The sequence below is a fragment of the Pseudomonas sp. 21 genome, assembly GCF_000955805.1.
Classification (GTDB): Bacteria; Pseudomonadota; Gammaproteobacteria; order Pseudomonadales; family Pseudomonadaceae; genus Pseudomonas.
Genome location: NZ_JYOA01000001.1, coordinates 969,820 through 993,263 on the forward strand (window position 1 = coordinate 969,820; position 23,444 = coordinate 993,263).

Here is a 23,444-nt window from a genome sequence, read left to right on the forward strand (position 1 = left end):
TTGGGCGGCCGTTGCCGCCTGACGGAAATTTTCCGCAAGCTGCGCGTAAAGGAGCGATTCCCGGCCCCGGCCGGCGGCATAAAGAAAGCGTAAAAAACCGCTCTGGCGCGGTGATCGGAAGACTTTGTATCGATCCCGATACAGAGCGGACACGCTGGCGACACCCACGCACCGCAGCCTCGCCGACCATGGCCCGCGCACGCGATGACGGGTTAGCATGCGAACGTCGCATGCCCCTGGCGGCCCCTGGCCATCCTGCCCCACGTTTTCCCGCGACAGGTTTCTTCATGTACCCGACCACTACCGACGACCCACGCCGCTGGACTACCCGTGCCCTGCTGGTGGATGACGACGAGCCAATCCGCGAGCTGCTCTGCGGCTACCTCGCGCGCTTCAACATCGAGACCCACGGCGTCGCCGACGGCGTCGAAATGCGTCGCGCGCTGGAGAACGAAAGCTTCGACGTGGTGGTGCTGGACCTGATGCTGCCCGGCGAAGACGGCCTGTCCCTGTGCCGCTACCTGCGTGCCGAGTCGGACATCCCGATCCTCATGCTGACCGCACGCTGCGAGCCGGCGGACCGCATCATCGGCCTGGAACTGGGCGCCGACGACTACATGGCCAAGCCCTTCGAGCCACGCGAACTGGTAGCGCGTATCCAGACCATCCTGCGCCGCGTGCGCGACACCAGCCTCACCAGCGAGGAAGGCGCCCGCGGCGAACCGCGCGCCCAGGTGCGCTTCGACCAGTGGCGCCTGGATAGCGTGCTGCGCCAGCTGCATGCACCGGATGGCCTGGTGGTGCCGCTGTCCAACGCCGAATTCCGCCTGCTCTGGGTGTTCCTCGAACGCCCACGGCGGGTGCTCAACCGCGAACTGCTGCTGGACGCCGCCCGTGGCCGTGCCATCGAAGCCTTCGACCGCAGCATCGACCTGCTGGTCTCGCGCCTGCGGCAGAAGCTCGGCGACGATCCGCGCTCGCCCCGGCTGATCAAGACCGTGCGCGGCGAAGGGTACTTGTTCGATGTCCGCGATATCGCCTGAGTCCGCGCCCGAGCGCGCGAAGGAAAAGCCCCTGGAGCGCGCCGACAGCCTGTTCGCCCGGTTGTTCGGGGTATTCCTGCTGGCCATCGTGGTCGCGCACCTGCTGGCCTTCGCCTGGTTCCATCACTACGGCCCACGTCACGAGCCGCCGCCCCCGCCGCCTTCGGAACAGGGATTCGAGCGCGGCCCGCCGCCGGAAGGTTTCCCGGCAGGCCGCGAGGGCATGCGTCCGCCGCCCCCACCGCCCGGCCCGCGCCTGCCGTTCTGGAGCGTTCCGTTCGCGTTCCAGCTGCTGACGCTGATCCTCGCCGCCTATGTCGGCGCACGCCTGCTGGCCCGCCCGGTACAACACATGGGCGATGCCGCACTACGCCTCTCCGAGGACCTGGACAGCCCGCCGCTGCCGGAAACCGGCCCGCGCGAAGCACGTCAGGCCGCCCACGCCTTCAATCGCATGCGCGAACGTATCCGCGAACAGGTGCAGCAGCGCAGCCGCATGCTGGTAGCGGTGTCCCATGACCTGCGCACCCCGCTGTCGCGGCTGCGCCTGCGCGTCGAGGAAATCGACAACCCGCAGCTGCGCACCCGCATCGGCCAGGACCTCGCCGAGATGATCGGCATGCTCGATTCCACCCTGCACTACCTGCAGCAGGAGCGCGCCACCGAGCCGCTGCAGTGGTTCGACGTGAAGGCGCTGGCCGACTCCCTCGCCGAGGACGCCTGCGAACGTGGCGCCGACGTCGGCGTGGAAGGCTTCTGCGCGCCGCTCAAGGTCCAGCCGATGGCGCTGCGCTCGTGCCTGAACAACCTGCTGGACAACGCCCTGCGCTACGCCGGTGACGTCAGCATCGAGCTGCGCGACGGCACTCGCGAACTGGAAATCCGCGTACGCGACCATGGTCCCGGCATTCCCGCCGAGCTGCGCGAGCAGGTGTTCGAACCCTTCTTCCGCCTGGAAGGTTCGCGCAACCGCAACTCCGGCGGCGTCGGCCTGGGCCTTGCCATCGCCCGCGATGCCGCGCGGCGCCAGGGCGGCGACCTGTACTTCGAGGAAACCCCCGGCGGCGGCGCCACTGCCGTGCTGCGCCTGCCCAGAAGTACAACGGCCTGACGCCGTTGTAGCCGCCAGCAAACAAAGCGCACAAACCCGCGACACAGGCGGGGCCGAGGCTGTCATCAGCGGAGAACCCTCCGCGTTGGCAACCACGGAGACTCTCCCATGATCAGCGGCGTGAGCAGCAGCTATGCGAGCTACTACACCAGCTCGCTCGCCCGGACCCAGACCGCCAGCACCACCGCCACGCAGAGCGGTAGCACTGGCGCATCCCAGGGCGCGGCGAAATTCCAGGAAGACCTGTTCAAATCCATCGACAGCGATGGCGACGGCAGCATCAGCAAGGACGAACTGACCAGCGCGCTGTCGTCCGGCGACGACTCGGACAGCAGCGACATCGACATCGACGCCCTGCTCAGCGAGCTGGACAGCGATGCCAGCGGCGGCATCTCCCAGGACGAACTGGCAGCAGCCATGCCCCCTCCTCCCCCTCCACCCGGCGACATGGGCGGCATGGGCATGGGCGATTCCGCCGAAGACCTGATCAGCGCCCTGGACAGCGACGGTGACGGCAGCATCAGCAGCGACGAACTCTCCGCCCTGAGCAGCAGCGACGACGACAGCGAGCGCCTGAGCGAACTGTTCAGCCAGCTCGACGCCGACGGCAGCGGTTCCATCAGCAGCGACGAGCTTTCCAGCGCGCTGCAGGCCCAACGCCCCGACGGCCCGCCGCCGCCCCCGCCGGCTTCGGCCTCCAGCGGCTCGTCCGACGATTCCGCCGGCAGCTCGTCGGACAGCTCGACGACCACGGCCTCCAGCACCTCATCGACCAGCGCCAACACCGGCGCCGCCTACCAGAAGCTGGTGGCCAACCTGCTCAAGCAGTACCAGAGCAGCGAAGTCACCGCCCTCCAGGCCACCAGTGGCAGCCTGGTGAACATCGCCGCCTGATCCACGTCGATGCCCACCGCCGGAGCGCCCCCCGCTCCGGCGGCCTCCTCTTCTTCCCGCATTGCCAGCCATCGTGGAACTGTCCTAATCTTGGCCTCTTCAAATTCATCCGATGATTGGATGTTTCAATGCCAAGCCCCATTCAGAAGCGCTCGCTGGTGGACATCGCCCTCGAGCAGATCCACCTGCGTATCAACGACGGCACCTGGCCGCTGGGCCAGCGCCTGCCTCCGGAGCCGGAACTGGCCGAGTCCCTCGGTATCAGCCGCAATACCGTGCGCGAAGCGGTACGCGTGCTGACCTTCTCCGGCGTGCTGGAAGTGCGCCAGGGCGACGGCACCTACGTGCGCGCCCGCGCCAACCCGCTGGACACCATGCTGGTACTGGCCCGCAGCTCGGTGGAACAGGCCCTCGAAGCGCGCGGCGTCATCGAAGTGGAAGCCAGCCGGCTGGCCGCCGAGCGCCGCACCGAAGCCGACCTTGCGGCCCTGCGTGAAGCGCTGGAGCTCTCCGCCGTTCATCACGGTGGCGCGCTGGATGAGTACATCGCCCACGACCTGGCCTTTCACCAGCGCGTGGTGGACAGTGCCCACAACCCGGTGCTCAGCGAGCTGTACCGCTACTTCTCCCAGGTGATCCGTGCCGGCCTGGAGCGCACCATCGGCGACCCGACCCGGCCGCAACCGGGCTTCGAACTGCACCGCGAACTGGTGGATGCCATCGCCCGTGGCGACGCCGACGCCGCCGCAAAAGCGAACCGCGCGCTGCTGATCTGACTCTGAATGCTTTCTTCTGCCTTGCTGCCCTGGAATGCCCACCATGTCCTTGCCCAATGACCCGAAAGACGCCGAACACAAGGTGTCCTGCCCACCCGAAGAGCTGCTGATCGACGCCGAGGACGACGGCACGCAAGCCGATCCGCGTCCGCCACGCACATGGCTGTTGCTGCTGGGCCTGGTGCTGGTGGCGATCAACCTGCGCCCGGCGCTGTCCAGCCTGTCGCCGCTGCTCAACACGGTGCGTGACGACACCGGCCTTTCCGCCGCCGCCGCCGGCCTGCTGACCACCCTGCCGGTGCTCTGCCTGGGCCTGTTCGCGCCGCTGGCACCGATGCTCGCGCGGCGCCTGGGCGCCGAACGCACCGTGCTGCTGATCCTCTTCACCCTGGCCGGCGGCATTGTCCTGCGCAGCCTGTTCCCGGTCGCCGGGCTGTTCCTCGGCAGCCTGGTGGCCGGCGCCAGCATCGGCATCATCGGCGTGCTGCTGCCGGGCATCGTCAAGCGCGACTTCCCGCACATCGCCGGGACCATGACCGGCGTCTATACCATGGCCCTGTGCCTGGGCGCCGCCACCGCCGCCGGCTCGACCGTGCCGCTGGCGACGCTGATGGACAACAGCTGGCAACTGGCCCTGGCGTTCTGGGCGATCCCCGCCGTGGTCGCCGCGGCGATCTGGCTGCCGCAAACCCGCCAGAACCACCACGCCCATCGCGCGGTGTACAAGGTGAAGGGCCTGTGGCGCGACCCACTGGCCTGGCAGGTGACGCTGTACATGGGCCTGCAATCGTCGCTGGCCTACATCGTCTTCGGCTGGGTGCCGTCGATCCTCATCGACCGCGGCCTGAGCGCCGTGGAAGCCGGGCTGGTGCTCTCCGGCTCGGTGATGGTGCAGTTGTTCAGCGCCCTGGCCGCGCCCTGGCTGGCGACCCGTGGCAAGGACCAGCGCCTCGCCGTGGTGATCGTCATGGGCCTGACCCTGGCCGGCCTGCTCGGCCTGCTGTTCGCCCCGCTCTCGGGCATCTGGGGCTGGGCGGTGGTGCTCGGCCTGGGCCAGGGCGGCACCTTCAGCATCGCCCTGGCGCTGATCGTGCTGCGCTCGCCGGACTCCCACGTCGCCTCCAACCTTTCCGGCATGGCCCAGGGCGTGGGCTACACCCTGGCCGCCTGCGGGCCGTTCCTGGTCGGCGTGGTGCACGACGTCACCGGCGGCTGGGCGGCGACCGGGGTGATCTTCGTGGTAGTGACGGTAGCGGGAATCGTGTTCGGCCTGGGCGCCGGGCGGGACAAGCTGGTGCATGTGCAGAGCGAGCACGTCTGACGCCTGGAGCCGCAGGGCGCATAACCCGTTCGGGATTGCGCCCTGCCGGTAGGAGCGAGCTCGCTCGCGAACCCGCCCAGCACCTGAGCCGCCAGACAACCCGTTCGCGAGCAAGCTCACTCCTGCAATGTGCGACGGCTAACGTGGCGCGGTCACCCTCACCACAGGGCCGTAGGCGCTTTCTGCATGCCTCAAACCACCGGCGGCGGCGGTGGCCGGTGCGAGCCATCGACCCAGGCGCTGATCAGGTTGTAGACCACCGCCAGCAGCACCGGCCCGAGGAACAGGCCGATGAAGCCGAAGCTGAGCAGGCCGCCGAGCACGCCCAGCAGCACCACCACCAGCGGCAGGTTGCCGCCGCGGCTGATCAGGTAGGGCTTGAGGATGTTGTCCACGCCGCTGATCACGAAGAAGCCCCAGATCGCCATGAACACGGCGTACCCATAGCTCTCCTGGTAGAACAGCCAGATCACCGCCGGCCCCCAGATCAGCGGTGGCACCATCAACAGGCTGCAGACGAAGGTCAGCAGGCCCAGCACCAGCGGGCCCGGCACACCGGCGATGAGGAAGCCGATGGTGGCCAGCACCGCTTGTGCGGCAGCAGTGCCGATCACCCCGTTGACCACCCGCTGCACGGTGCCGGCGATAATGTCCATGTACTGCTGCGCAGTGTCGCCGATCAGGCGCTCCAGCATCCCGTGGGCGAAGGCTTGCAGGCGCAGTCCGTCGCGGTAGAAGAAGAAGATCAGCACCAGGCTGAGCACCAGCTCGAAGATGCCCGCACCCAGCTTGGCGCTGCGCGCCAGGGCCCAGTTGCCCACCTCCCCCATGTACGGTTTGAGCGCGGAGAACATCGCCACGCCCTGCTGGTCGGCCTGGTACCACCAGCCGATCAGGCGGTCGCCGACCAGCGGCACCCGTGCCATCCATTCCGGCGGCGGCGGCAATCCGGAGACCTGCAGGTTCTTCACCAACTCGACGCCCTCGCGCACCCGATCCACCAGGCCGAAGCCCAGCCACACCAGCGGCAACGCCACCAGCACGATCCAGCAGAGGGTGAGCAGGCCGGCTGCCGCGGCCTCTCGACCTCTCAGCAACTGGGTCAGCAAACGCATCAGCGGCCAGCTGGCGAAAGCCAGCACGGCGGCCCACACCAGCGCCGACCAGAATGGCAGCAGCACCCAGATACTCGCGCCCAGCAGGCCGAGCAACAGCAGGCGCAGCAACAGGCGATCGTTGTCGAACATTGGAAACCCCGATTGGCTCGAAAGCCCCAGTGTAGGGCGTTTCAGCCTTCAGCGTAGGGGAATCAGCGCAGCCAGGTCAGATGCAATCCGTCGCCATCATCCTTGCCCTGTTCCAGGCGCGCGTCGCGCACGCCTTGTGCCGTGAGTGCGGCGCGCCAGTCGCCAGCGTGCTGGCCGGCCAGTTCGACGCGTACGCCGGTGTCCAGGCGCAAGGTGCGCACCAACAGGTCGAGCCAGGCACCGCCCGGTTCCTGCGGCACGTGGCTGAGGGTCAGCTCGCCGTTGGCCTTGAGCAGGCGCATCAGGGTCGCCGGGCTCGGCAGCAGTTCGCCCAGGGCGGTGCTGTCCAGCTGTTCGGCGTGCAGATAGGCGCGGCGGTTGCCACGGGTGATGGTGTAGACCGCCAGCAGGCTGTTCTCGTGGGGCGCGGCGAGGCGCACCAGCAGGTAGGCCTGCTGGTCATCCGGGCCGAACAGCTTGGAATTGCCGAACACCGAGTTGGCCAGCAGGTTGCTGGAGCCGCAGTCACGGCTCTCGCACCAGAACAGCGGCGTGGCGTCGGCCTTGAGCAGGTCCTTGCGCGCGGCGGCGAAGGCACTCTGGCTGGAATCCTCGTCGGGCAGGCGGTAGGTCACGGCGGTCAGATCGCCAATGGCGCGCACCTCCCCTTCCATGCGCAGGCGTCCGCTGATGCGGCTGATCGAGCCTTGCGGGTAGATACGCTCCTGGCTGGCGGCCTGGTTGAAGTCGACGATCTCCGAACGCGGGAAGCGCGGGAGGATCTCCAGGTCGTGGCTGTCGGGCAGGTCGGCGGCGATGGCGCTGGCACTGGCGCCGAGCAGGCCGGTGAAAATCAGGGAATGAAGGAGCCGTGAAATCCGGGCCTTCTGCGCGTCCGTCGATGGGGTTCTACCGTCCTGGCGCGCGGTGGTCTGGATGTCGAGCATGCACTATCTCCCTGAAGCGATCCGTGCAGCGTCGCGGCCAGCCCCGCTTTAGTCAAGCCGCGGGGCGCTACCGGGTGTTTCCCTCAGGCCTGCAGGAAGGGTCGGAAGAGCGCCGCAACGGCTTCGGCACCCGCCTCGTCGTCCAGGTGCAGATGGTGCTGGCCAGGCAGCTCGTGGACCTCGAAAGGCCGGTCTTTCAGCAGTTCGCGGGTGGCCGGCTCGACCAGCATCAGGCCTTGCTGCGCCAGCACCAGGCTGGTCGGGCACTGCACGGACTGGACGAATTGTCGCGCATGGGCGCGGGTCAGGCGCAGCGGCGACGGCAGGGTCAGGCGCGCATCGGTGCGCCAGGTGTAGCCACCGGGCACCGGCACCAGACCACGGGAAGCCAGCAGCTCGGCCGCCTCGCGGCTCACTGCACCCACCCCCTTCATGCGGGCTTCCACCGCGCGGTCGATGGCTTCGTAGACCGGCTTGCGCTTGTTCGGCAGCGCCAGTTGCGCACGCAGGGCTTCGCCGAGCTTCTGCGGCGACGTTTCCGGCTCCCCGGTGTAGGGCACGAGACCATCGATCAGCGCCAGGCGCTCGACGCGCTCGGGCATCGCGCCGGCCAGCAGCACCGAAACGATCGCGCCCATGGAGTGGCCCAGCAGCGTGAAGCGTTCCCAACCCATCTGGTCGGCGACCATCAGCACATCCAGCGCGTAATCCCACAGCAGGTAGCTGGCCCCCGGCGCGCGGTGGCCGGAATGGCCATGGCCGGCGAAGTCCAGGGCGAGGATGCGCACGCCTTCGAGCTTCGGCGCCAGGCGGGCAAAGCTCATGGCGTTGTCCAGCCAGCCATGCAGGGCGATCACCGGGCGACCGTCTTCCGGGCCGAAGAGGTGGGCGGCCAGTTCGATGTGCGGCAGGTTCAGGCGGATTTCCTGGACTTTGGCGGTCATGGCGATTCCTTAGGCAGTGGCGCGCTGTTGCCAGCGGGCAAAGACGGTCTTGAGCAGCGCGGCGGTGTCCTGCGGGCGCTCCAGCGGGAACATGTGCCCGCCCGGCAATGACAGGCTTTCCCCCATGGGGATGCGACCGATCATACGGGCGTGGTGCGGCAGCACCACCCGACTGTGGCGGCCGCGCACCATGGTCAGCGGCACCGCGAGTTGCTTCGCGCGGCCGGGACTGGTGTGCGGCACATTGCGGTAGATGGAGATTTCCGTGGCCGGGTCGAACTTCAGCCGCAAGCCGCGTGCGGCGGCTGGCGCCAGCCCGTGGCGTACGTAGGCTTCCAGGCAGTCGCGGTCGAAGCGCTTGAACAGCGGCTTGCCGGCGAAGTATTCCAGCGCCTCGGCAAAATCGTCGAAGTCCTCGCGCCGGCCGAGGGTCCGGCCGGCGGGCGTCAGCCGGTCGATGAAGCCGAAGCGCTTGGCGACACGGATCACCAGTTGATCGGCCAAGGTCAGCAAGGGCGAATCGAGCATCACCACACCGCGGTACAGCTCGGGCTTGCGCAGCGCCGCGTGGTAATGCAGCACGCCGCCGAGGGAATGGCCGACGCCCCACACGGGCTCGTCCAGCGCCTCGAGGTGATGCAGCAGTTCCTCCACCAGGTTTTCCCAGTTGGCGTTCACCGGGAAGCGTGGGTCATGGCCGTGCATGTCCAGCCGATGGACCCGGTAATCCGGCTCCAGGGCATCGAACAACTTGCCGTAGGTACCCGAGGGGAAACCGTTGGCGTGGGCGAAGAAGACCGCTTGCGACATGCTGGGTGAACTCAGGGGAATGACAGCCTGAATTTTCCGACAGCACCGGGGGCGCGGCAATGACCCGCGCTCCCGCGAATGACGGCACTACGGCCAAACTCCATGGCGCTCCGGCGGATTTGCCCTGCTTCACCCTTCTTGCGGCGCGACATCGGCGGATAACCGCGAACGGTTGTCCGCCCTGCATGAACTCCGCCGTAGGGCGCATAACTTGGAACAAGTTATCCGCCAGCGCACCTCAAACCCAATGCGTCGCGTGGTTCACCACGCTGAACAGGATGCCGCCCGCCACCAGCAGGAACACCAGCCCGCAGGCGCCATCGATGACCGGCACTGCCCGCAGCAGGCGCTTCTGCCAGACCGGTCGGGTCAGCATCACGCTGAGCAGGCTGAACCAGAGGAAGCCGGTGCCGAACAGCATCACCGCCACCGACACCTTGCCTGGCGCTGACATGTCGGCCGGAATCAGGCTGGTCAGCAGGGCGAGGAAAAACACCAGCGCCTTGGGGTTGAACAGGTTGGTCGCCAATCCGCGCAACCAGGGGCCGAGCCTGGATTCAGCCAGCTCGCCGTCGATCCGCCCTGCTCCGCCCGGCTTGCGCAGGGCGCGCAGTGCACCGATGCCCAGCCAGCCGAGGTAGACCGCGCCCACCAGCTGCAACGCACTGAACAGCAGCGGCGAGCGGCTGAGCAGCAGCGACACGCCGGTCAGCACCAGCGTGCCGTGGACCAGGATGCCGCAGGCCAGCCCCAGGGCGCTGAGCACGCCGGCGCGGCGCCCCTGGTGCAGCGAGGTGCGCACCACCAACGCGACGTCCGGGCCGGGGCTGACCAGGGCGACGGCGAACACGGCGGTGAGCATGAGCAAGACGTGAACCTCCTGCATGGCGGGATTCTCCAGTGGGAAAGGAAACGGGATCGGTGGGTGGATCAGCGCTGGCGTAGTCGCGCGGGCGGTAGTCCGTAGGTCCGGCGGAACAGACGGCTGAAGTGAGCCTGGTCGTAGAAGCCCAGGCTCAGGGCAATTTCCGACAGCGGCTGGCCCTTGATCACCCGTGGCAGCGCGCGCTCCAGCCGCAGCTGGGTGAGCCACTGGTGCGGCGGCAACCCGCACTGATGGTTGAAACGGCGCAGTACCTGCCAGGGGCTGAGGTCGCAGAATTCGGCGATCTCCTCCAGGGTCGGTGGGGTTTCCAGGCGCGATTCCAGCCATTCACGGATACGCGCCCAGGTCGGCGCGTCGAAGCCCTGCCCCGGCTCGCGGATGCGCAGGCTGGAGGCACGCTCCAGCAACGCGGCCAGCGCCTGCCACAGCTGGCCTTCCTGTGCCAGCCGCTCCCCGCCCAGCAGCAGGGCATGGGCTTGTTGCAGCTCAGCCTGCAGGCGCGGGTCGCGCAGTTGCGCGGCGGTCAGCCGCGGTGCGCCCTGGCGGCCATCGCTGAAGGCGCGGCAGGCGTCGTCCAGCCAGTCAGGGTCGATGGACAGCACGCGGATGCGATAGCCGTCCTCACCGTCGCTGGAGCCGTCATGGATACTCTCGGGACTCATCAGCAGGATGTCGCCATTCCCGGCCAGCGAGCGCTCACCGCGATGGGTGTAGCGCTGGCGACCGTCGAGCATCAACCCGACGTGGTAGTCGAGGTGAAAATGCCGCGGAAAGGCGAAACGGCGGTACTCGGCGTCGATGAAACGGACGCCGGGCAGGCCGCTGCTGTGGTGTTCGATGCGTTCCATGGGCCTACTTTACCGGCGCGGGAACAGCAGGTCTTGGACAAAATTGCGAACCGCTTTTCTGTAGGAGCGAGCTTGCTCGCGAACCACCTGATGCCACGGCTCTCGGCGGGTTCGCGAGCAAGCTCGCTCCTACGCCCAATTGGGGCGTTTGCATCGCGCCAAGGCGTTGGGCAAAGACATCGCGGACAAAGTCCGCTCCTACACCAAACCCTGCATCGGCGCAGACTGCCAGAGAGCGTAGGAGCGGACTCCGTCCGCGATCGGCCGAGCCCCGCGCCAAGTCCTAGCACGCCCCATACCACCGGTATATCCCCGGCCTCCTCAGCGCTCGAGCGGCACCACCGCCATGGTCAGCCGCGAGATGCAGCTCGGCTTGCCATCATCCCCGTGCAGGCGGATTTCCCAGACATGGGTCGAGCGGCCGATGTGCACCGCCTTCGCCACTGCCGTCACCCGCCCGCTGCGCAGGCCGCGCAGGTGGTTGGCGTTCACTTCCAGGCCGACGCAGTAGTACCTGGACGTATCCAGGCACAGGTAGCTGGCGGTGGAACCAACGGTCTCCGCCAGCACCACCGAGGCGCCGCCGTGCAGCAGGCCGTAGGGCTGGTGGGTACGCGAATCCACCACCATGCTGGCGGTCAGCGAGTCGTCGTCGAACGCCTCGAAGCGGATGTCGAGCACTTCACCGATGGTGTTCTTCAGGTTCGCGTTGAGCTTTTCCAGGTCGGGCGTAGTGCGCCAGGTCATTCGGGAGTCCTTGTCGTCATTCATGCCATTGCACCGCCTCGCGGCGCTCCGCCCATTCATTGAAGCGCTGACCGTAGGTGCCTTCCACCACGTTGCGCTTGATCTTCAGGGTCGGCGTGAGGAAGCCGTTGTCCACGGTCCAGACGTCCTTGACCAGCACCAGCCCGGCCAGGCGTTCGTGCTTGTCCAGCGCCTCGTTCACCTCCGTCAGCAGCGCCTGCAGGCTCTGTTCGAGCTCGATGCGCGAGCCGTTGGCGGCTTCCTGGCGGCCGACTTCGGAGAGCACGCAAAGGCCCAGCGGAGCGATCAGGCCGTCGCCGACCACGCAGATCTGCTCGATCCGCGAATGCACGGCGAGGCGGTTCTCGATAGGCGCCGGGGCCACATATTTGCCCTTGGCGGTCTTGAAGATTTCCTTGATCCGCCCGGTCAGGCGCAGGTGGCCCTCGGCGTCCTGCTCGCCCTTGTCGCCGGTGCGCAGGAAGCCGTCCTCGGTGATGGTTTCGGCAGTGCGCTCCGGGTCCTTGAAGTAGCCGACCATGGTTGCGCCGCTGCGTACCTGCACCTCGCCCTCGTCGCTGATGCGCACTTCCACGCCGGGACTGTTGCGGCCGATCCAGCCGGTCTTCTGCTCGCCCGGTCGGCAGACGTGGGAGTAGCCGCAGTTCTCGGTCATGCCGTAGACCTCGAGCACGTTCAGGCCCAGGCGCTGGTACCAGTTCAGCAGCGCCTCGGGCACCGGCGCGGCGCCGCACAGGGCGTAGCGCACGGCATCCAGGCCGAGGCCGGCGAGTACCTTGCGACCAACCAGGCGGCCGACGATGGGCAGGCGCAGCAGGCGGTCGAGCTTTTTCGCCGGCATCTGCGCGTAGACGCCCATCTGGAACTTGGTCCAGATGCGCGGCACGCCGAAGAACACCGTGGGCCGCGCCCGGCGCATGTCGGCAACGAAGGTGTCCAGGCTCTCGGCGAAGAAGATCGTCTGCCCGGCGTAAATCGACGCCATCTGCACGAACATGCGCTCGGCCACGTGGCACAGCGGCAGGTACGACAGCAGGCGGTCTTCCTCGCCGACGCCGAACAGGTCGATGGCATGGCTGGCGGCGAAGGCGAAGTTGCCGAAGGTGTGCATCACACCCTTGGGCGTACCGGTGGTGCCGGAGGTGTAGATCAGGGTCGCCAGGGTCGCGGCGTCCGGGCGCGGATCGTCGCTGATCGGCGCCTGCTGCTGCAGGTCGCTCCACTGCTGGTCGAATCGCCCTTCCGGATGTAGCGGCAAAGCCACCGTGGGCACACCCTCGGGAATGCCGCTCTCCATCGCCGGCCAGTCGTCCAGCTTGCCGATGAAGGCCACCCGCGCTTCGGAGTGGATCATCACCTGGCGCACGGAGTCGGCGGTGAGGTTGGGATACAGCGGCACCGAGACGTGGCCGGCCATCCAGATGGCGATGTCGGCGACTATCCAGTGCGCACAGTTCTTCGAAATGATCGCCACCCGACTGCCTTCGGGGAGGTCCAGGCTGCGCAGCCAGGCAGCAGCACGGCGGGCCTGCTCGCCCACTTCGCCCCAGGTCAGGGTCTGCACTTCGCCGCCGGTCAGCGGCTGCACCAGGTAGCGCTTGTTCGGGTGGCTCTTCTCGCGCTGATAGAACAGGTCGAGTGGTAATCGGACTGCTTTAACCACGTGCCCCTCCTTTGTTTTTTTTGTCAGAGGTGTAGCTCAGGGATATAGCGATGGATCAACCAAGCACTTGCTTGGTTGAATATTCCATGCAGCGCAGCGGCAGACAAGGCTGGTCGTGTGAACTTTTGTAGGATTTAGCCGAAGGATGGGCTCGGAACGCTCTGCGACGGGCCCTGCGTGGAAACATCCGGGCACGATTTGCCGGCGCTGGAACGGAAAAAGGCCCCTTTCGGGGCCTTTTCGCGGGGACTCCTCCGGCTCAGGAGTGCCGCGGATGGTGCAGCGACACCAGTTCCATCAGCCCCGCCACCGGCACCTCGCCTTCCAGTTCCGCCAAGGTGGCAGTGCTGAAGGGCACGGCGTCGCTGCGGCTGCCATGCACCAGCAGGCCGGCCAGCGCGCCCACCAGCGGCTGGTGGGTGACCAGCAGCAGGTTCTGCTCGTTGCGACCGTCGAGGAAGCGCAGCACGTCCTTCGGATCGTCGTCCGGCGTCAGCCAGGGCGCGGTGCCGACCGAACCCTCGAACCCCAGCGCCTCGCGGACCAGTTCTGCAGTCTCCTGGGCACGCACGTACGGGCTGGCGAGGATGCCATCCAGCGGCTGGCCGGCGAGCTGGGCGGCGCTTTTCAGCACTTCCTTGACGCCGTGTGCCGTCAGCCGGCGTTCGGCATCACGGCGGGCCTGGGGCTCGGCCTCGCCATGGCGCAGCAGCCAGAGCTTCAAAGCTTCGGCTCCTCGTCACGCACCGGGTGCGGCGCTGGCGGCACGTCGTGCGGGGCCTCGCCTCCCGGGGCATGGGCGGTCGGCCAGTCGGCGAACGGCCAGGGCTTCTCTTCGGTCTGGAAGGTGCCGAAGCGGCCGATCTGCGCGAAGTACTGGCTCAGGCTGTCGCCAAAGCCCATCAGGCTGCCGCTGGGCGCGCCGTAGATGATGCGGTAGATCAGCTGGATGATCACCACGGCGCCGAGGATCATCTCGGCGACGAACCAGACCAGCGCGAAGACCAGCATCCAGACGACGCGCAGGACCAGGGACTCCTTCTCTAGACGTTCAGCGGACATGGCGAAACCTCCTCAGAAACCGGTGGTGGGAATGAAGTCGACGTCGGTCTTGGGCTCGCCGCTCATCAGCGCCCCGATGACCTGCTCCAGGGTGCGGCCGCCGAACAGGATGGCGTTGAGGCCGGCCACCAGCGGCATGTAGACCTGCAGTTCGTCGGCCTTGGCCTTGAGCACCTTGAGGGTATTCACGCCCTCGGCGGTCTCGCCCATGCGCGCCACGGCGTCTTCCAGGGTAAGGCCCTCGCCCAGGGCGAAGCCCACCTGATAGTTGCGGCTCTTGGGTGACGAACAGGTGACGATCAAATCGCCCACGCCGGCCAGGCCGAGGAAGGTCATGGGGTTGGCGCCGAGCTGGACCGCGAAGCGGGTCATCTCCGCGAGGGCGCGGGTGATCAGCATGCCCTTGGTATTCTCGCCCATGCCCAGCGCGGCAGCCATGCCGGCAATAATGGCGTAGACGTTCTTCAGCGCGCCGCCCAGCTCGACGCCGAAGCGGTCGCCACTGGCGTAGACGCGGAAGGTGCGGCCGTGCAGGGCCTGCTGCACCTGGGCGCAGAGGTCTTCGTCCTCGCTGGCGACCACGGTGGCGGTCAGCTCGTGCTCGGCAATCTCGCGCGCCAGGTTCGGGCCGGAGATCACCGCGATGCGCGATTTCGGCGCGATCTCTTCGAGTACCTGGCTCATCAGCTTGAAGCTCTGCGCCTCGATGCCCTTGGTCAGGCTGACCAGCATCTTGCCCGCCAACTCTTCGCTGCGGCCGTCGAGCACCTTGCGCAGGGCGCTGGAAGGCACCGCGACGAAGATCATCGCGCACTCGGCCAGGGTCGCTGCGAGGTCCGTGGTCGGCTCCACGCCGTCATGGATGCGCACGCCCTTGAGGTAGTTGGGGTTCTCGCGGCGGGTGCGGATCGCCTCGGCCTGTTCCTCGTCGCGCATCCACTGGCGAACGCGCTGTCCGTTTTCTGCCAGCAGGTTGGCGAAGGCGGTGCCGAAACTGCCACCACCGAGGACGGCGATCGGTTGCTGCTGTGTCATGTCTGTTCCATTGGTGACCGCTTAAGGGCGGCGATTGGGGCATTATAAGGCCGCATCGGCGACCGGCCAGTCCGGATCGCGGGACTGGCAATCAGCGCTGCCTCGTTTAACATCCGTCCTGTGGAGAATGTCTAGCCGTAGACATTGACCGCCCCCATAAGAACCGAGAACAAGGCCGTTCCGTGTATCGTCCCGTCCGCGCTCCCCTGCCGCTCTCCCTGCTTGCCGCGCTGCTGGCTGGCGAGGCCGTCGCCGGCGATCTGTTCGTGGACAGCCTCGACGTTCCGCAAGTTCTGACCGCGACGCGATTGAAACAGTCCGCCGCCGAAGTCCCCGGCAGCATGACGGTGCTCGATCGCGACCTGATCAAGGCCTCCGGTGCCCGCGACATTCCCGAACTGATGCGCCTGGTGCCGGGCATGATGGTCGGCTACCTGTCGGGCAACCAGGCGACGGTGAACTACCACGGCACCAACGTTACCGAGGCGCGACGCCTGCAGGTGCTGGTGGACGGCCGCTCGGTGTACCGCCCGGGCCTGGCCACGGTGGACTGGAGCGACATCCCGGTGGCCATCGAGGACATCGATCGCATCGAGGTCTTCCGCGGCCCCAACGCCGTCAGCTACGGCGCCAACGCGCTGATGGGCGTGATCAACATCCTCACCCGCCACCCCGCCGACAGCCAGGGCACGCGGCTGAAGTACACCGCCGGGCAGAACGGCGTGCGCGACTGGTACGCCAGCCAGGGCATCCATGACCGCTCCGGCGACTACCGGCTGTCACTCTCCGGCCAGGAAGACGACGGCTTCGACCACGACCAGTTCGACCGTGCCTACCGCGACGGCCGCCGCCTGAGCCGCTTCAACCTGGTCGCCAGCCACAATCTCGACCTGCGCAACAGCCTGGACTGGCAGCTCGCGGCGAAGGAAGGCAGCAACCAGCGCCCTTACGACTACGAGCCGATCTTCGGCAACATCGCCGCCGGCGACGACAACTCCGACCTGACCGCCCGCGACTACGCCGGCTCCATGCGCTGGACCTTCGACATCAACCCGGAGCACAGCCTCTATGTGCAGGGCTATGCCGAACACTGGGAGCGCCTGCAGGACTTCGGCGCGTGCGAGGCGCAGATCGCTTTCAGCCCGCAGCTCGCGCAGCTTTGGGATCTGGACCCGAAGTACGTGCAGAGCTTCGCCGACACGCTGCCGCGCATTCCCCGTGGCACTGCGCAGGAGCAGGCGCTGGCAAGGCAGGTGGTCCAGCAATTGGCGGCCGGCGCCTACCTGCCCGTCTGCGGGCAGGTGAACCAGAACATCCGCGAAACCCGCTACGACCTCGAAGTCCAGGACACCTTGAGTCTCACCGACGGCGTACGCCTGGTCAGCGGCATGAGCTACCGCCACGACCAGGCCACCTCGGAAACCTACTTCGACGGCACGGTGAACAACGACATCTGGCGCCTGTTCGGCCAACTGGAGTGGCACCTGACGCCGCACTGGCTGCTGCAGGGCGGCGCGATGGTGGAGGACGACCAGCTCGCCGGCAGCTCGGTCAGCCCGCGCATCGCCCTCAACTACCTGATCACCCCGCGCCACAGCCTGCGCGCGGTGTACTCCGAGGCGGTACGCTCGCCAGACATGTACGAAAACGACGTGAACTGGAGCTACCGGGTGCGCAATCTCTCGGCGCCGGTCTACGGTCAGTCCACCGCCTACTACTTTGCCCGCGCCCACGGCCCCGGTGACCTCGACCAGGAGCGCATGCGCTCGCGGGAAATCGGCTACAACGGCCAGTTCGACGAACTCGGGCTCGCTGTCGACATCAAAGCCTACTACGACGAAATCCACGGGCTGATCAGCGATCCCTTGAAGGTCTCCGACTTCGAACCGACCAACGACAACGAGATCCGCTTCAGCGGCGCCGAGTCCCAGCTCGACTGGCGCCTGACGCGGCAGGACCGCGTGCGCCTGACCTACGCCTATGTCGACTACGACGCCAGCAGCCGCTACGACCAACGCCTTACCGCGCGCAACAGCGGCTCGGCCGGCTGGATGCGTGACTGGGGACGCGGCTGGTCAAGCTCGGTCTTCTACTATGGCGACGATGCGCTGAACGAACACCGCTTCGAACGCGTCGACCTGCGCGTGGCCAAGCGCATTCCCCTCGGTCGCGCTGCGCTGGAACTGGCCGGCGTTCTGCAGCAGCGGCTGGACGACGAGCCGCTGACCTGGCCGGAAAACCGCTACGACAGCCGCCACCTGCTCTACTTCAGCGCCGAGGTGGAGTTCTAGCATGCCTGCCCGCCGCTCAAGGACGAGCCCCGGAACCCTCCTCACCGCCCTGCTCCTCTGGCTGGCCTGCCTGTTCGCGCTGCCGGCCCAGGCCCGCGACATCCTGCTGGTCAGCACCGAACAGAGCCCAGCACTGCAAGATTTCGCCGAGGCCTTGGCGCATCGCCGCCCACATGACCAGGTGCGTCTGGAAACCCCGGATAACCTCTCGCCCGCTGCCGAGCTTGATGGCGAAACCCGCCTGCTGCTGCTCGGCAGCGGCGCGCTGAACTGGCGCCTGGCCAGCCAGGACGCACCGCCGGCACTGACCCTGCTGGTCAGTCGCGTCGAGGCCCGGCAGGTGCTGGGCGAACGCGAACCGTCGCACCTCAGCCTGCTGTGGAGCGACCCACCACCGACCCGCCAGCTGCAACTGGCCCTGCAACTCAGCCCGCGCCCGCAACGCATCGGCGTACTGGTCGGCCCCAGCAGCGAGTTCCTCCTGGAAGAGCTTCAGCACGGCGCCAAACAGCTCGGCGTCGAACTGGTCAGCGAGCTGCAGACCCGCGCCGAAGACAGCCGCCCGCTGCGAGAACTGCTCGGTCGCAGTGACCTGCTGCTCGGGCTGGACGACAAACAGCTTTATAACGCGCAGACCATCAAGGGCATCCTCCTCAGCGCCTACGCGCAGAACCGGGCGCTGATCGGCCCCACCGCCGCCTTCGTCAAGGCCGGCAGCCTGGCCAGCACTTACAGCGACCAGAGCGACTGGCTGGAGACCCTCGACAAGCTGCTCGACGAGCCAGCGGAGCAATGGCCCCGTGGCCTCTACCCCGAACGCTTCAAGGTGCAGAGCAACCGCCAGGTGGCGCGCTCGCTCGGCATCGACCTGCAAGGCGACGCAGAACTCGCGCAGCGCCTGGCCGAAGGAGAAAAACCATGAGTTCCCGCAAGAGCTGGAACATCCAGACGCGCATGCTGGCCATCAGTCTCGGCCCGGCGCTGCTGCTCACCGTGCTGCTGACCGGCTACTTCACGTATTCGCGCCTGCAGGACCTGCGCCAGGAGTCCAACCACACCGGCCAGCTGATCGCCAACCAGCTCGCCCCGGCAGCGGAATACGGGGTGATCTCCGGCAACCTGCCGGTGCTGCAGAGCCTGCTGCGGGCGACCTTGAGCACCGCCCACGTGCGCTTCATCGAAGTGCGCGATCGCGGCGACAACATCCTCGTCTATGTCGAGCACGCCGCCGATCCCGCGCAGGCGACCAGCAAGGTGGAAATCTTCCACGCCTCGATCCAGCGCGAGAACATCGCCTTGAATGGCAGCGACCTGGCCAGCTCCAACGACATGCTGCCGACGGCTGCACCGCCCAGCGGCGATTACCTCGGCCGCGTGGTAGTCGGGATGGCCAGTGATGCGTTCAGCGAACGGCAGCAGGAGATCCTCCTCAAGGCCAGCCTGCTCGCGCTGTTCGCCCTGATCCTCACCTACCTGCTGGCCCGCCGCCTCGCCCGCCGCCTGGCCGCGCCGATCCGCACCATGGGCCGTGCCGTGCAGGCGATCCAGACCGGCGACTACCACACCACCCTGCCAGTGCCGGATGACGGCGAAGTCGGCGACCTCGCCCGCCACATCAACAACCTCGCCCGCGGCCTGCAGCAGGCCAGCCTGGAGCAGGAACGCAGCATCGCCCAGCTGGTGGCAGCGCGGGAGGAAGCCGAAGAGGCCAACCGCGCCAAGTCCGACTTCCTGGCGATGATGAGCCACGAGCTGCGCACTCCGATGAACGGCGTGCTGGGCATGCTGCAGCTGCTGGAAACCACCGAACTGAACCAGGAGCAGGCCGAATACAGCGCGCTGGCCACCGAATCCACCGAACACCTGCTCAAGGTGATCAACGACATCCTCGACTTCTCCCGCGTCGAGCGCGGCGCGCTGGAACTGGAGCGCATCCCGTTCAACCTGCTGGAGCTGATCCAGAGCTCCATCCAGGTCTTCCAGCACAGCGCCCAGCAGCGCGGCCTGGCACTGGAAATGAATGTGCAGGACGGCCTCGACAATCTCGAGGTGCAGGGCGACCCGACGCGCATCCGGCAGATCCTCGTCAACCTGCTGGGCAATGCCCTGAAGTTCACCGAAGAAGGCGGCGTGCGCCTGGAAGCCACCTGGCAGGCACTGGATGCAGAGGTGCTGTGGCTCAGCTGCTCGGTACAGGACAGCGGCATCGGTATCTCCCGCGAGCGCCTGGAACACATGTTCGAGGCCTTCCAGCAGGCCGACTCCTCTACCTCGCGGCGCTACGGCGGCACCGGGCTGGGGCTGTCCATCGCGCGCACCCTGGCTGAACGGATGGGCGGCACCCTGGGCGCGGTCAGCGAGGAAGGCTGCGGTTCGACCTTCACCCTGGAGATACCCCTGCCCTTCCGGGAGCGTCAGAGTGCCGCAGACGACGGGACCAACGGCGGCGACGCGCTTGCCACTGGTCAGTCCGTACTGCTGGTGGAGGACAACCCGGTGAATCAAACGGTCATAGAAGCTATGTTGCGCAGCCTGGGTTATCGCGTCACGCTGGTGGGTGACGGCGCCCAGGCAGTGCGCACCTCGGAGCGCGGCGAGTTCGCGGCGATCCTGATGGATTGCCGCCTGCCGGTGCTCAACGGCTACGAAGCCACCCGGCAGATTCGTGCGAAACCGGGCGGCGAACAGGTACCGATCATCGCCCTGACCGCCAACGCACTGCAGGGCGACCGCGAGGCCTGCCTTGAAGCAGGAATGAACGACTACCTCGCCAAGCCGTTCAAACGCGCGGAGCTGCAGCGGATTCTGCAGCGCTGGGTTGCTCCAGGTCGTTGATCGATGGAGCGCTTACCCGCAAACTGCGGACCGGCCCGGGGCCTGCGTCCCGACAGGGAAACCTGGCGTCGGCGAAAAGTGAACAAGCGTTCGCCGATTGCTGTGACTTTCACTTAAAGGCAATAGTCTATGACTAGGCTGCCGCATGACACCGTGACAAGAACGACGGTACGCGGCACCGCAGGCACAAGCCAAACAACGCCTGCTATCCAGGATTTTTGAGGAGCTCGCATGACCAAACAAAACGCCTTCACCCGAGAAGACCTGCTGCGCTGCAGCCGCGGCGAGCTCTTCGGCCCGGGTAATGCGCAACTGCCCGCCCCGAACATGCTGATGATCGACCGCATCACCCACATCAGTGATGTCGGCGGCAAGTACGGCAAGGGCGAACTGGTCGCCGAGCTGGATATCAACCCGGACCTGTGGTTCTTCGCCTGCCACTTCGAAGGCGACCCGGTCATGCCGGGCTGCCTGGGCCTCGATGCCATGTGGCAGCTGGTAGGCTTCCACCTCGGCTGGCAGGGCAACCCCGGCCGCGGCCGCGCCCTGGGTTCGGGCGAAGTGAAGTTCTTCGGCCAGGTCCTGCCGACCGCCAAGAAAGTCACCTACAACATTCACATCAAGCGTACGATCAATCGTTCGCTGATCCTGGCCATCGCCGACGGCACCGTCAGCGTCGATGGCCGCGAAATCTACAGCGCCGAAGGCCTCCGCGTCGGCCTGTTCACTTCCACTGACAGCTTCTAAGGGTATCCGCATGCGTCGCGTCGTGATCACCGGTCTGGGCATCGTTTCCTGCCTGGGCAATGACAAAGACACCGTCTCCGCCAACCTTCGCGCAGGCCGTGCTGGCATCCGCCACAACCCCAGCTACGCCGAGATGGGCCTGCGCAGCCACGTGTCCGGTTCGGTCAACCTGAACCTGGAAGAGCTGATCGACCGCAAGGTCTTCCGCTTCATGGGTGACGCCGCCGCTTATGCCTACCTGGCAATGGAACAGGCGATCAAGGACTCCGGCCTCACCCCCGAGCAGATCTCCAACCCGCGCACCGGCCTGATCGCCGGCTCCGGCGGTGCCTCCACCCTGAACCAGATGGAAGCCATCGACACCCTGCGCGAGAAGGGCGTCAAGCGCATCGGCCCATACCGCGTGACCCGCACCATGGGCAGCACCGTATCCGCGTGCCTGGCCACTCCCTTCCAGATCAAGGGCGTGAACTACTCCATCTCCTCGGCCTGCGCCACCAGCGCGCATTGCATCGGCCAGGCCATGGAACAGATCCAGCTGGGCAAGCAAGACGTCGTCTTCGCTGGCGGCGGCGAGGAAGAACACTGGAGCCAGAGCTGCCTGTTCGACGCCATGGGCGCCCTCTCCACCCAGTACAACGACACCCCGGAAAAAGCTTCCCGCGCCTATGACGCCAAGCGTGACGGCTTCGTCATCGCCGGCGGCGGCGGCATGGTCGTGGTCGAAGAGCTGGAACACGCCCTCAAGCGTGGCGCCAAGATCTATGCCGAGATCGTCGGCTACGGTGCAACGTCCGATGGCTACGACATGGTCGCCCCGAGCGGCGAAGGCGCCATCCGCTGCATGCAGCAGGCCCTGTCGACCGTCGACACCCCGATCGACTACCTGAACACCCACGGCACCTCCACCCCGGTCGGCGACGTCGCTGAAATCCGTGGCGTACGTGCAGTGTTCGGCGACAAGGCCCCGGCCATCAGCTCCACCAAGAGCCTGTCCGGCCACTCCCTGGGCGCTGCCGGCGTGCACGAGGCTATCTACTGCCTTCTGATGATGGAAGGCAACTTCATCGCCGGCTCCGCCAACATCGACGAGCTGGACCCGGAAGTTGCCGACCTGCCGATCCTGCGCGAGACCCGCGAAAACGCGAAGATCGACACCGTCATGAGCAACAGCTTCGGCTTCGGCGGCACCAACGCCACCCTGGTCCTGAAACGCCACAACGGCTGATCGGTGATCCAAACGAAAAAGGCGCCCCAAGGCGCCTTTTTTGTTGTCTGCGATTTCGCTCTACCCTCTCGCTGCCGATCCCGTCAGGATGGGCAGGCTTGATTAATGGGAGCGTGCAGATGGAACTGATGATCAGACAGGCCTGTGGAAACGACGCCAAGGCCATCAGCCAAGTGATCGTAGCGGCCGTCCGGGAGAGCAACAGCCAGGACTATCCGGCAAACATCATCGAGTCGGTTATGGCTAATTTCACCCCTGAGCGGGTGATCGGTTTGCTGAAAGAACGCCTGGTCTTCGTCGCGTTACTGAACGACGAGATCGTCGGCACAGGCGCCCTGGATGGCAATGCCGCGCGCAGCCTCTTCATTGCCCCTCAGCAGCAGCGCAAGGGCATCGGCCAGGCCCTGATGAGCCGAATCGAGAAAGCCGCCCTGGAGCGCGGTATAGAGGCTCTGCTGATCCCCTCCTCCCTCACCGCTGAAAGCTTCTACGCTCGCCTGGGCTATCGCGTACTGCGCGAACAGCTCCACGGAGAAGAGCGCACCATCATCATGACCAAGCCGCTCGCCCCTCTGTAGGAGCGAGCTTGCTCGCGAACCGAATCACTCACGCCCAACCGACTAACGCCAGAACTGTTCAGCGTGCCAATCGTTCCCCTCTCCCTTCAGGGAGAGGGTTAGGGAGAGGGCGGCGCGCCACGCAGAAGCATCCAATGGCACAGCTAGCATTTTTCCTTCTCCAAAAAACAAAACCCCCGACCAGCTTTCGCTGATCAGGGGCTTTGGAATTAGAAGCTTGACGATGACCTACTCTCACATGGAGAAACTCCACACTACCATCGGCGATGCATCGTTTCACTACTGAGTTCGGGATGGGATCAGGTGGTTCCAATGCTCTATGGTCGTCAAGCAATTCGGTTGGATGTTCGCCTTGGCGCTCATCCGAATTCGGGTTGCTTACACTAATAAGCAAAACCCCCGGCCAGCGA

General features: G+C 66.6%; 22 protein-coding genes and 1 rRNA gene. 11 read left to right on the forward strand and 12 right to left on the reverse strand.

Annotation, left to right across the window (positions count from 1 at the left end; all coding sequences use genetic code 11):
* The first annotated feature begins 287 nt into the window (after positions 1-287).
* The 5 genes from UB43_RS04305 to UB43_RS04325 all read left to right on the forward strand — a co-directional run bounded on the left by UB43_RS04305 (position 288) and on the right by UB43_RS04325 (position 5,145).
* Entirely contained in the window at positions 288-1,043 is a 756-nt protein-coding gene (locus UB43_RS04305) for a response regulator (RefSeq protein ID WP_045208743.1), read from the forward strand.
* Positions 1,024-2,154, forward strand: a complete 1,131-nt coding sequence (locus UB43_RS04310) for a HAMP domain-containing sensor histidine kinase (protein WP_045208745.1) — start codon at positions 1,024-1,026, stop codon at positions 2,152-2,154. The genes UB43_RS04305 and UB43_RS04310 overlap by 20 nt, the downstream gene beginning before the upstream one ends.
* 108 nt (positions 2,155-2,262) lie before the next feature.
* Positions 2,263-3,048, forward strand: a complete 786-nt coding sequence (xopAW, locus tag UB43_RS04315) for a XopAW family type III secretion system calcium-binding effector (protein ID WP_045208747.1) — start codon at positions 2,263-2,265, stop codon at positions 3,046-3,048.
* A 128-nt stretch (positions 3,049-3,176) separates the two neighbouring features.
* Positions 3,177-3,824 (forward strand): FadR/GntR family transcriptional regulator, encoded by a 648-nt coding sequence (locus UB43_RS04320; protein ID WP_045208749.1) that lies wholly within the window; start codon positions 3,177-3,179, stop codon positions 3,822-3,824.
* Positions 3,825-3,867: 43 nt separating this feature from the next.
* Positions 3,868-5,145 (forward strand): MFS transporter, encoded by a 1,278-nt coding sequence (locus tag UB43_RS04325; RefSeq protein WP_045208752.1) that lies wholly within the window; start codon positions 3,868-3,870, stop codon positions 5,143-5,145.
* Positions 5,146-5,336: 191 nt separating this feature from the next.
* On the opposite strand, the gene UB43_RS04330 is transcribed toward UB43_RS04325, so the two are convergent.
* From UB43_RS04330 to UB43_RS04380, 11 genes are all read right to left on the reverse strand, one after another.
* Positions 5,337-6,392 carry an AI-2E family transporter gene (locus UB43_RS04330; RefSeq protein WP_045208755.1) on the reverse strand — a complete coding sequence of 352 codons (1,056 nt, stop codon included), beginning with the start codon at positions 6,390-6,392 and terminating at the stop codon, positions 5,337-5,339.
* 62 nt (positions 6,393-6,454) lie between these two features.
* Positions 6,455-7,339 (reverse strand): DUF4892 domain-containing protein, encoded by an 885-nt coding sequence (locus UB43_RS04335; RefSeq protein ID WP_256204882.1) that lies wholly within the window; start codon positions 7,337-7,339, stop codon positions 6,455-6,457.
* A gap of 83 nt (positions 7,340-7,422) precedes the next feature.
* The gene (locus UB43_RS04340; protein ID WP_045208758.1) at positions 7,423-8,283 is read right to left on the reverse strand and encodes an alpha/beta fold hydrolase; all 861 of its coding nucleotides are present in this window, start codon (positions 8,281-8,283) and stop codon (positions 7,423-7,425) included.
* A 9-nt stretch (positions 8,284-8,292) separates the two neighbouring features.
* A complete protein-coding gene (locus UB43_RS04345; protein WP_045208760.1) occupies positions 8,293-9,093 on the reverse strand; it encodes an alpha/beta fold hydrolase in 801 nt (266 codons plus the stop codon).
* 238 nt (positions 9,094-9,331) lie between these two features.
* Positions 9,332-9,979, reverse strand: coding sequence for a LysE family translocator (locus tag UB43_RS04350; RefSeq protein WP_045208763.1), 648 nt, complete (start codon positions 9,977-9,979; stop codon positions 9,332-9,334).
* A gap of 44 nt (positions 9,980-10,023) precedes the next feature.
* Positions 10,024-10,827, reverse strand: a complete 804-nt coding sequence (locus UB43_RS04355) for an AraC family transcriptional regulator (protein ID WP_045208766.1) — start codon at positions 10,825-10,827, stop codon at positions 10,024-10,026.
* Between the two features lie 321 nt (positions 10,828-11,148).
* Positions 11,149-11,574: a hotdog fold thioesterase gene (locus UB43_RS04360; RefSeq protein WP_045208768.1), complete on the reverse strand. Its 426-nt coding sequence runs from the start codon at positions 11,572-11,574 to the stop codon at positions 11,149-11,151.
* Positions 11,575-11,590: 16 nt separating this feature from the next.
* Positions 11,591-13,258: an AMP-binding protein gene (locus UB43_RS04365; protein ID WP_045208770.1), complete on the reverse strand. Its 1,668-nt coding sequence runs from the start codon at positions 13,256-13,258 to the stop codon at positions 11,591-11,593.
* A gap of 259 nt (positions 13,259-13,517) precedes the next feature.
* A complete protein-coding gene (gene sixA / locus UB43_RS04370; protein ID WP_045208772.1) occupies positions 13,518-13,982 on the reverse strand; it encodes a phosphohistidine phosphatase SixA in 465 nt (154 codons plus the stop codon).
* Complete coding sequence (locus UB43_RS04375; RefSeq protein WP_045208774.1) at positions 13,979-14,320, reverse strand: DUF4389 domain-containing protein; 342 nt, start codon at positions 14,318-14,320, stop codon at positions 13,979-13,981. The genes sixA and UB43_RS04375 overlap by 4 nt, the downstream gene beginning before the upstream one ends.
* Positions 14,321-14,332: 12 nt before the next feature.
* Positions 14,333-15,355, reverse strand: coding sequence for an NAD(P)H-dependent glycerol-3-phosphate dehydrogenase (locus UB43_RS04380; protein ID WP_045208776.1), 1,023 nt, complete (start codon positions 15,353-15,355; stop codon positions 14,333-14,335).
* Positions 15,356-15,537: 182 nt separating this feature from the next.
* Here UB43_RS04380 and UB43_RS04385 point away from each other — a divergent pair, with 182 nt between their 5' ends.
* The 6 genes from UB43_RS04385 to UB43_RS04410 all read left to right on the forward strand — a co-directional run bounded on the left by UB43_RS04385 (position 15,538) and on the right by UB43_RS04410 (position 23,034).
* Positions 15,538-17,646 (forward strand): TonB-dependent siderophore receptor, encoded by a 2,109-nt coding sequence (locus UB43_RS04385; RefSeq protein ID WP_045208779.1) that lies wholly within the window; start codon positions 15,538-15,540, stop codon positions 17,644-17,646.
* A gap of 1 nt (position 17,647) precedes the next feature.
* Positions 17,648-18,568 carry an ABC transporter substrate-binding protein gene (locus UB43_RS04390; protein ID WP_045208781.1) on the forward strand — a complete coding sequence of 307 codons (921 nt, stop codon included), beginning with the start codon at positions 17,648-17,650 and terminating at the stop codon, positions 18,566-18,568.
* A complete protein-coding gene (locus UB43_RS04395) occupies positions 18,565-20,481 on the forward strand; it encodes an ATP-binding protein (protein WP_045208784.1) in 1,917 nt (638 codons plus the stop codon). Before UB43_RS04390 ends, UB43_RS04395 begins: the two co-directional genes overlap by 4 nt.
* 231 nt (positions 20,482-20,712) lie before the next feature.
* Complete coding sequence (gene fabA, locus UB43_RS04400) at positions 20,713-21,228, forward strand: 3-hydroxyacyl-[acyl-carrier-protein] dehydratase FabA (protein ID WP_017517389.1); 516 nt, start codon at positions 20,713-20,715, stop codon at positions 21,226-21,228.
* A 10-nt stretch (positions 21,229-21,238) separates the two neighbouring features.
* Positions 21,239-22,456, forward strand: a complete 1,218-nt coding sequence (gene fabB, locus UB43_RS04405) for a beta-ketoacyl-ACP synthase I (RefSeq protein ID WP_045208787.1) — start codon at positions 21,239-21,241, stop codon at positions 22,454-22,456.
* A gap of 119 nt (positions 22,457-22,575) precedes the next feature.
* Positions 22,576-23,034, forward strand: a complete 459-nt coding sequence (locus tag UB43_RS04410; protein ID WP_045208789.1) for a GNAT family N-acetyltransferase — start codon at positions 22,576-22,578, stop codon at positions 23,032-23,034.
* A 215-nt stretch (positions 23,035-23,249) separates the two neighbouring features.
* Here UB43_RS04410 and rrf read toward each other — a convergent pair.
* Positions 23,250-23,365: ribosomal RNA gene (gene rrf / locus UB43_RS04415) — 5S ribosomal RNA — on the reverse strand.
* Positions 23,366-23,444 lie beyond the last annotated feature (79 nt).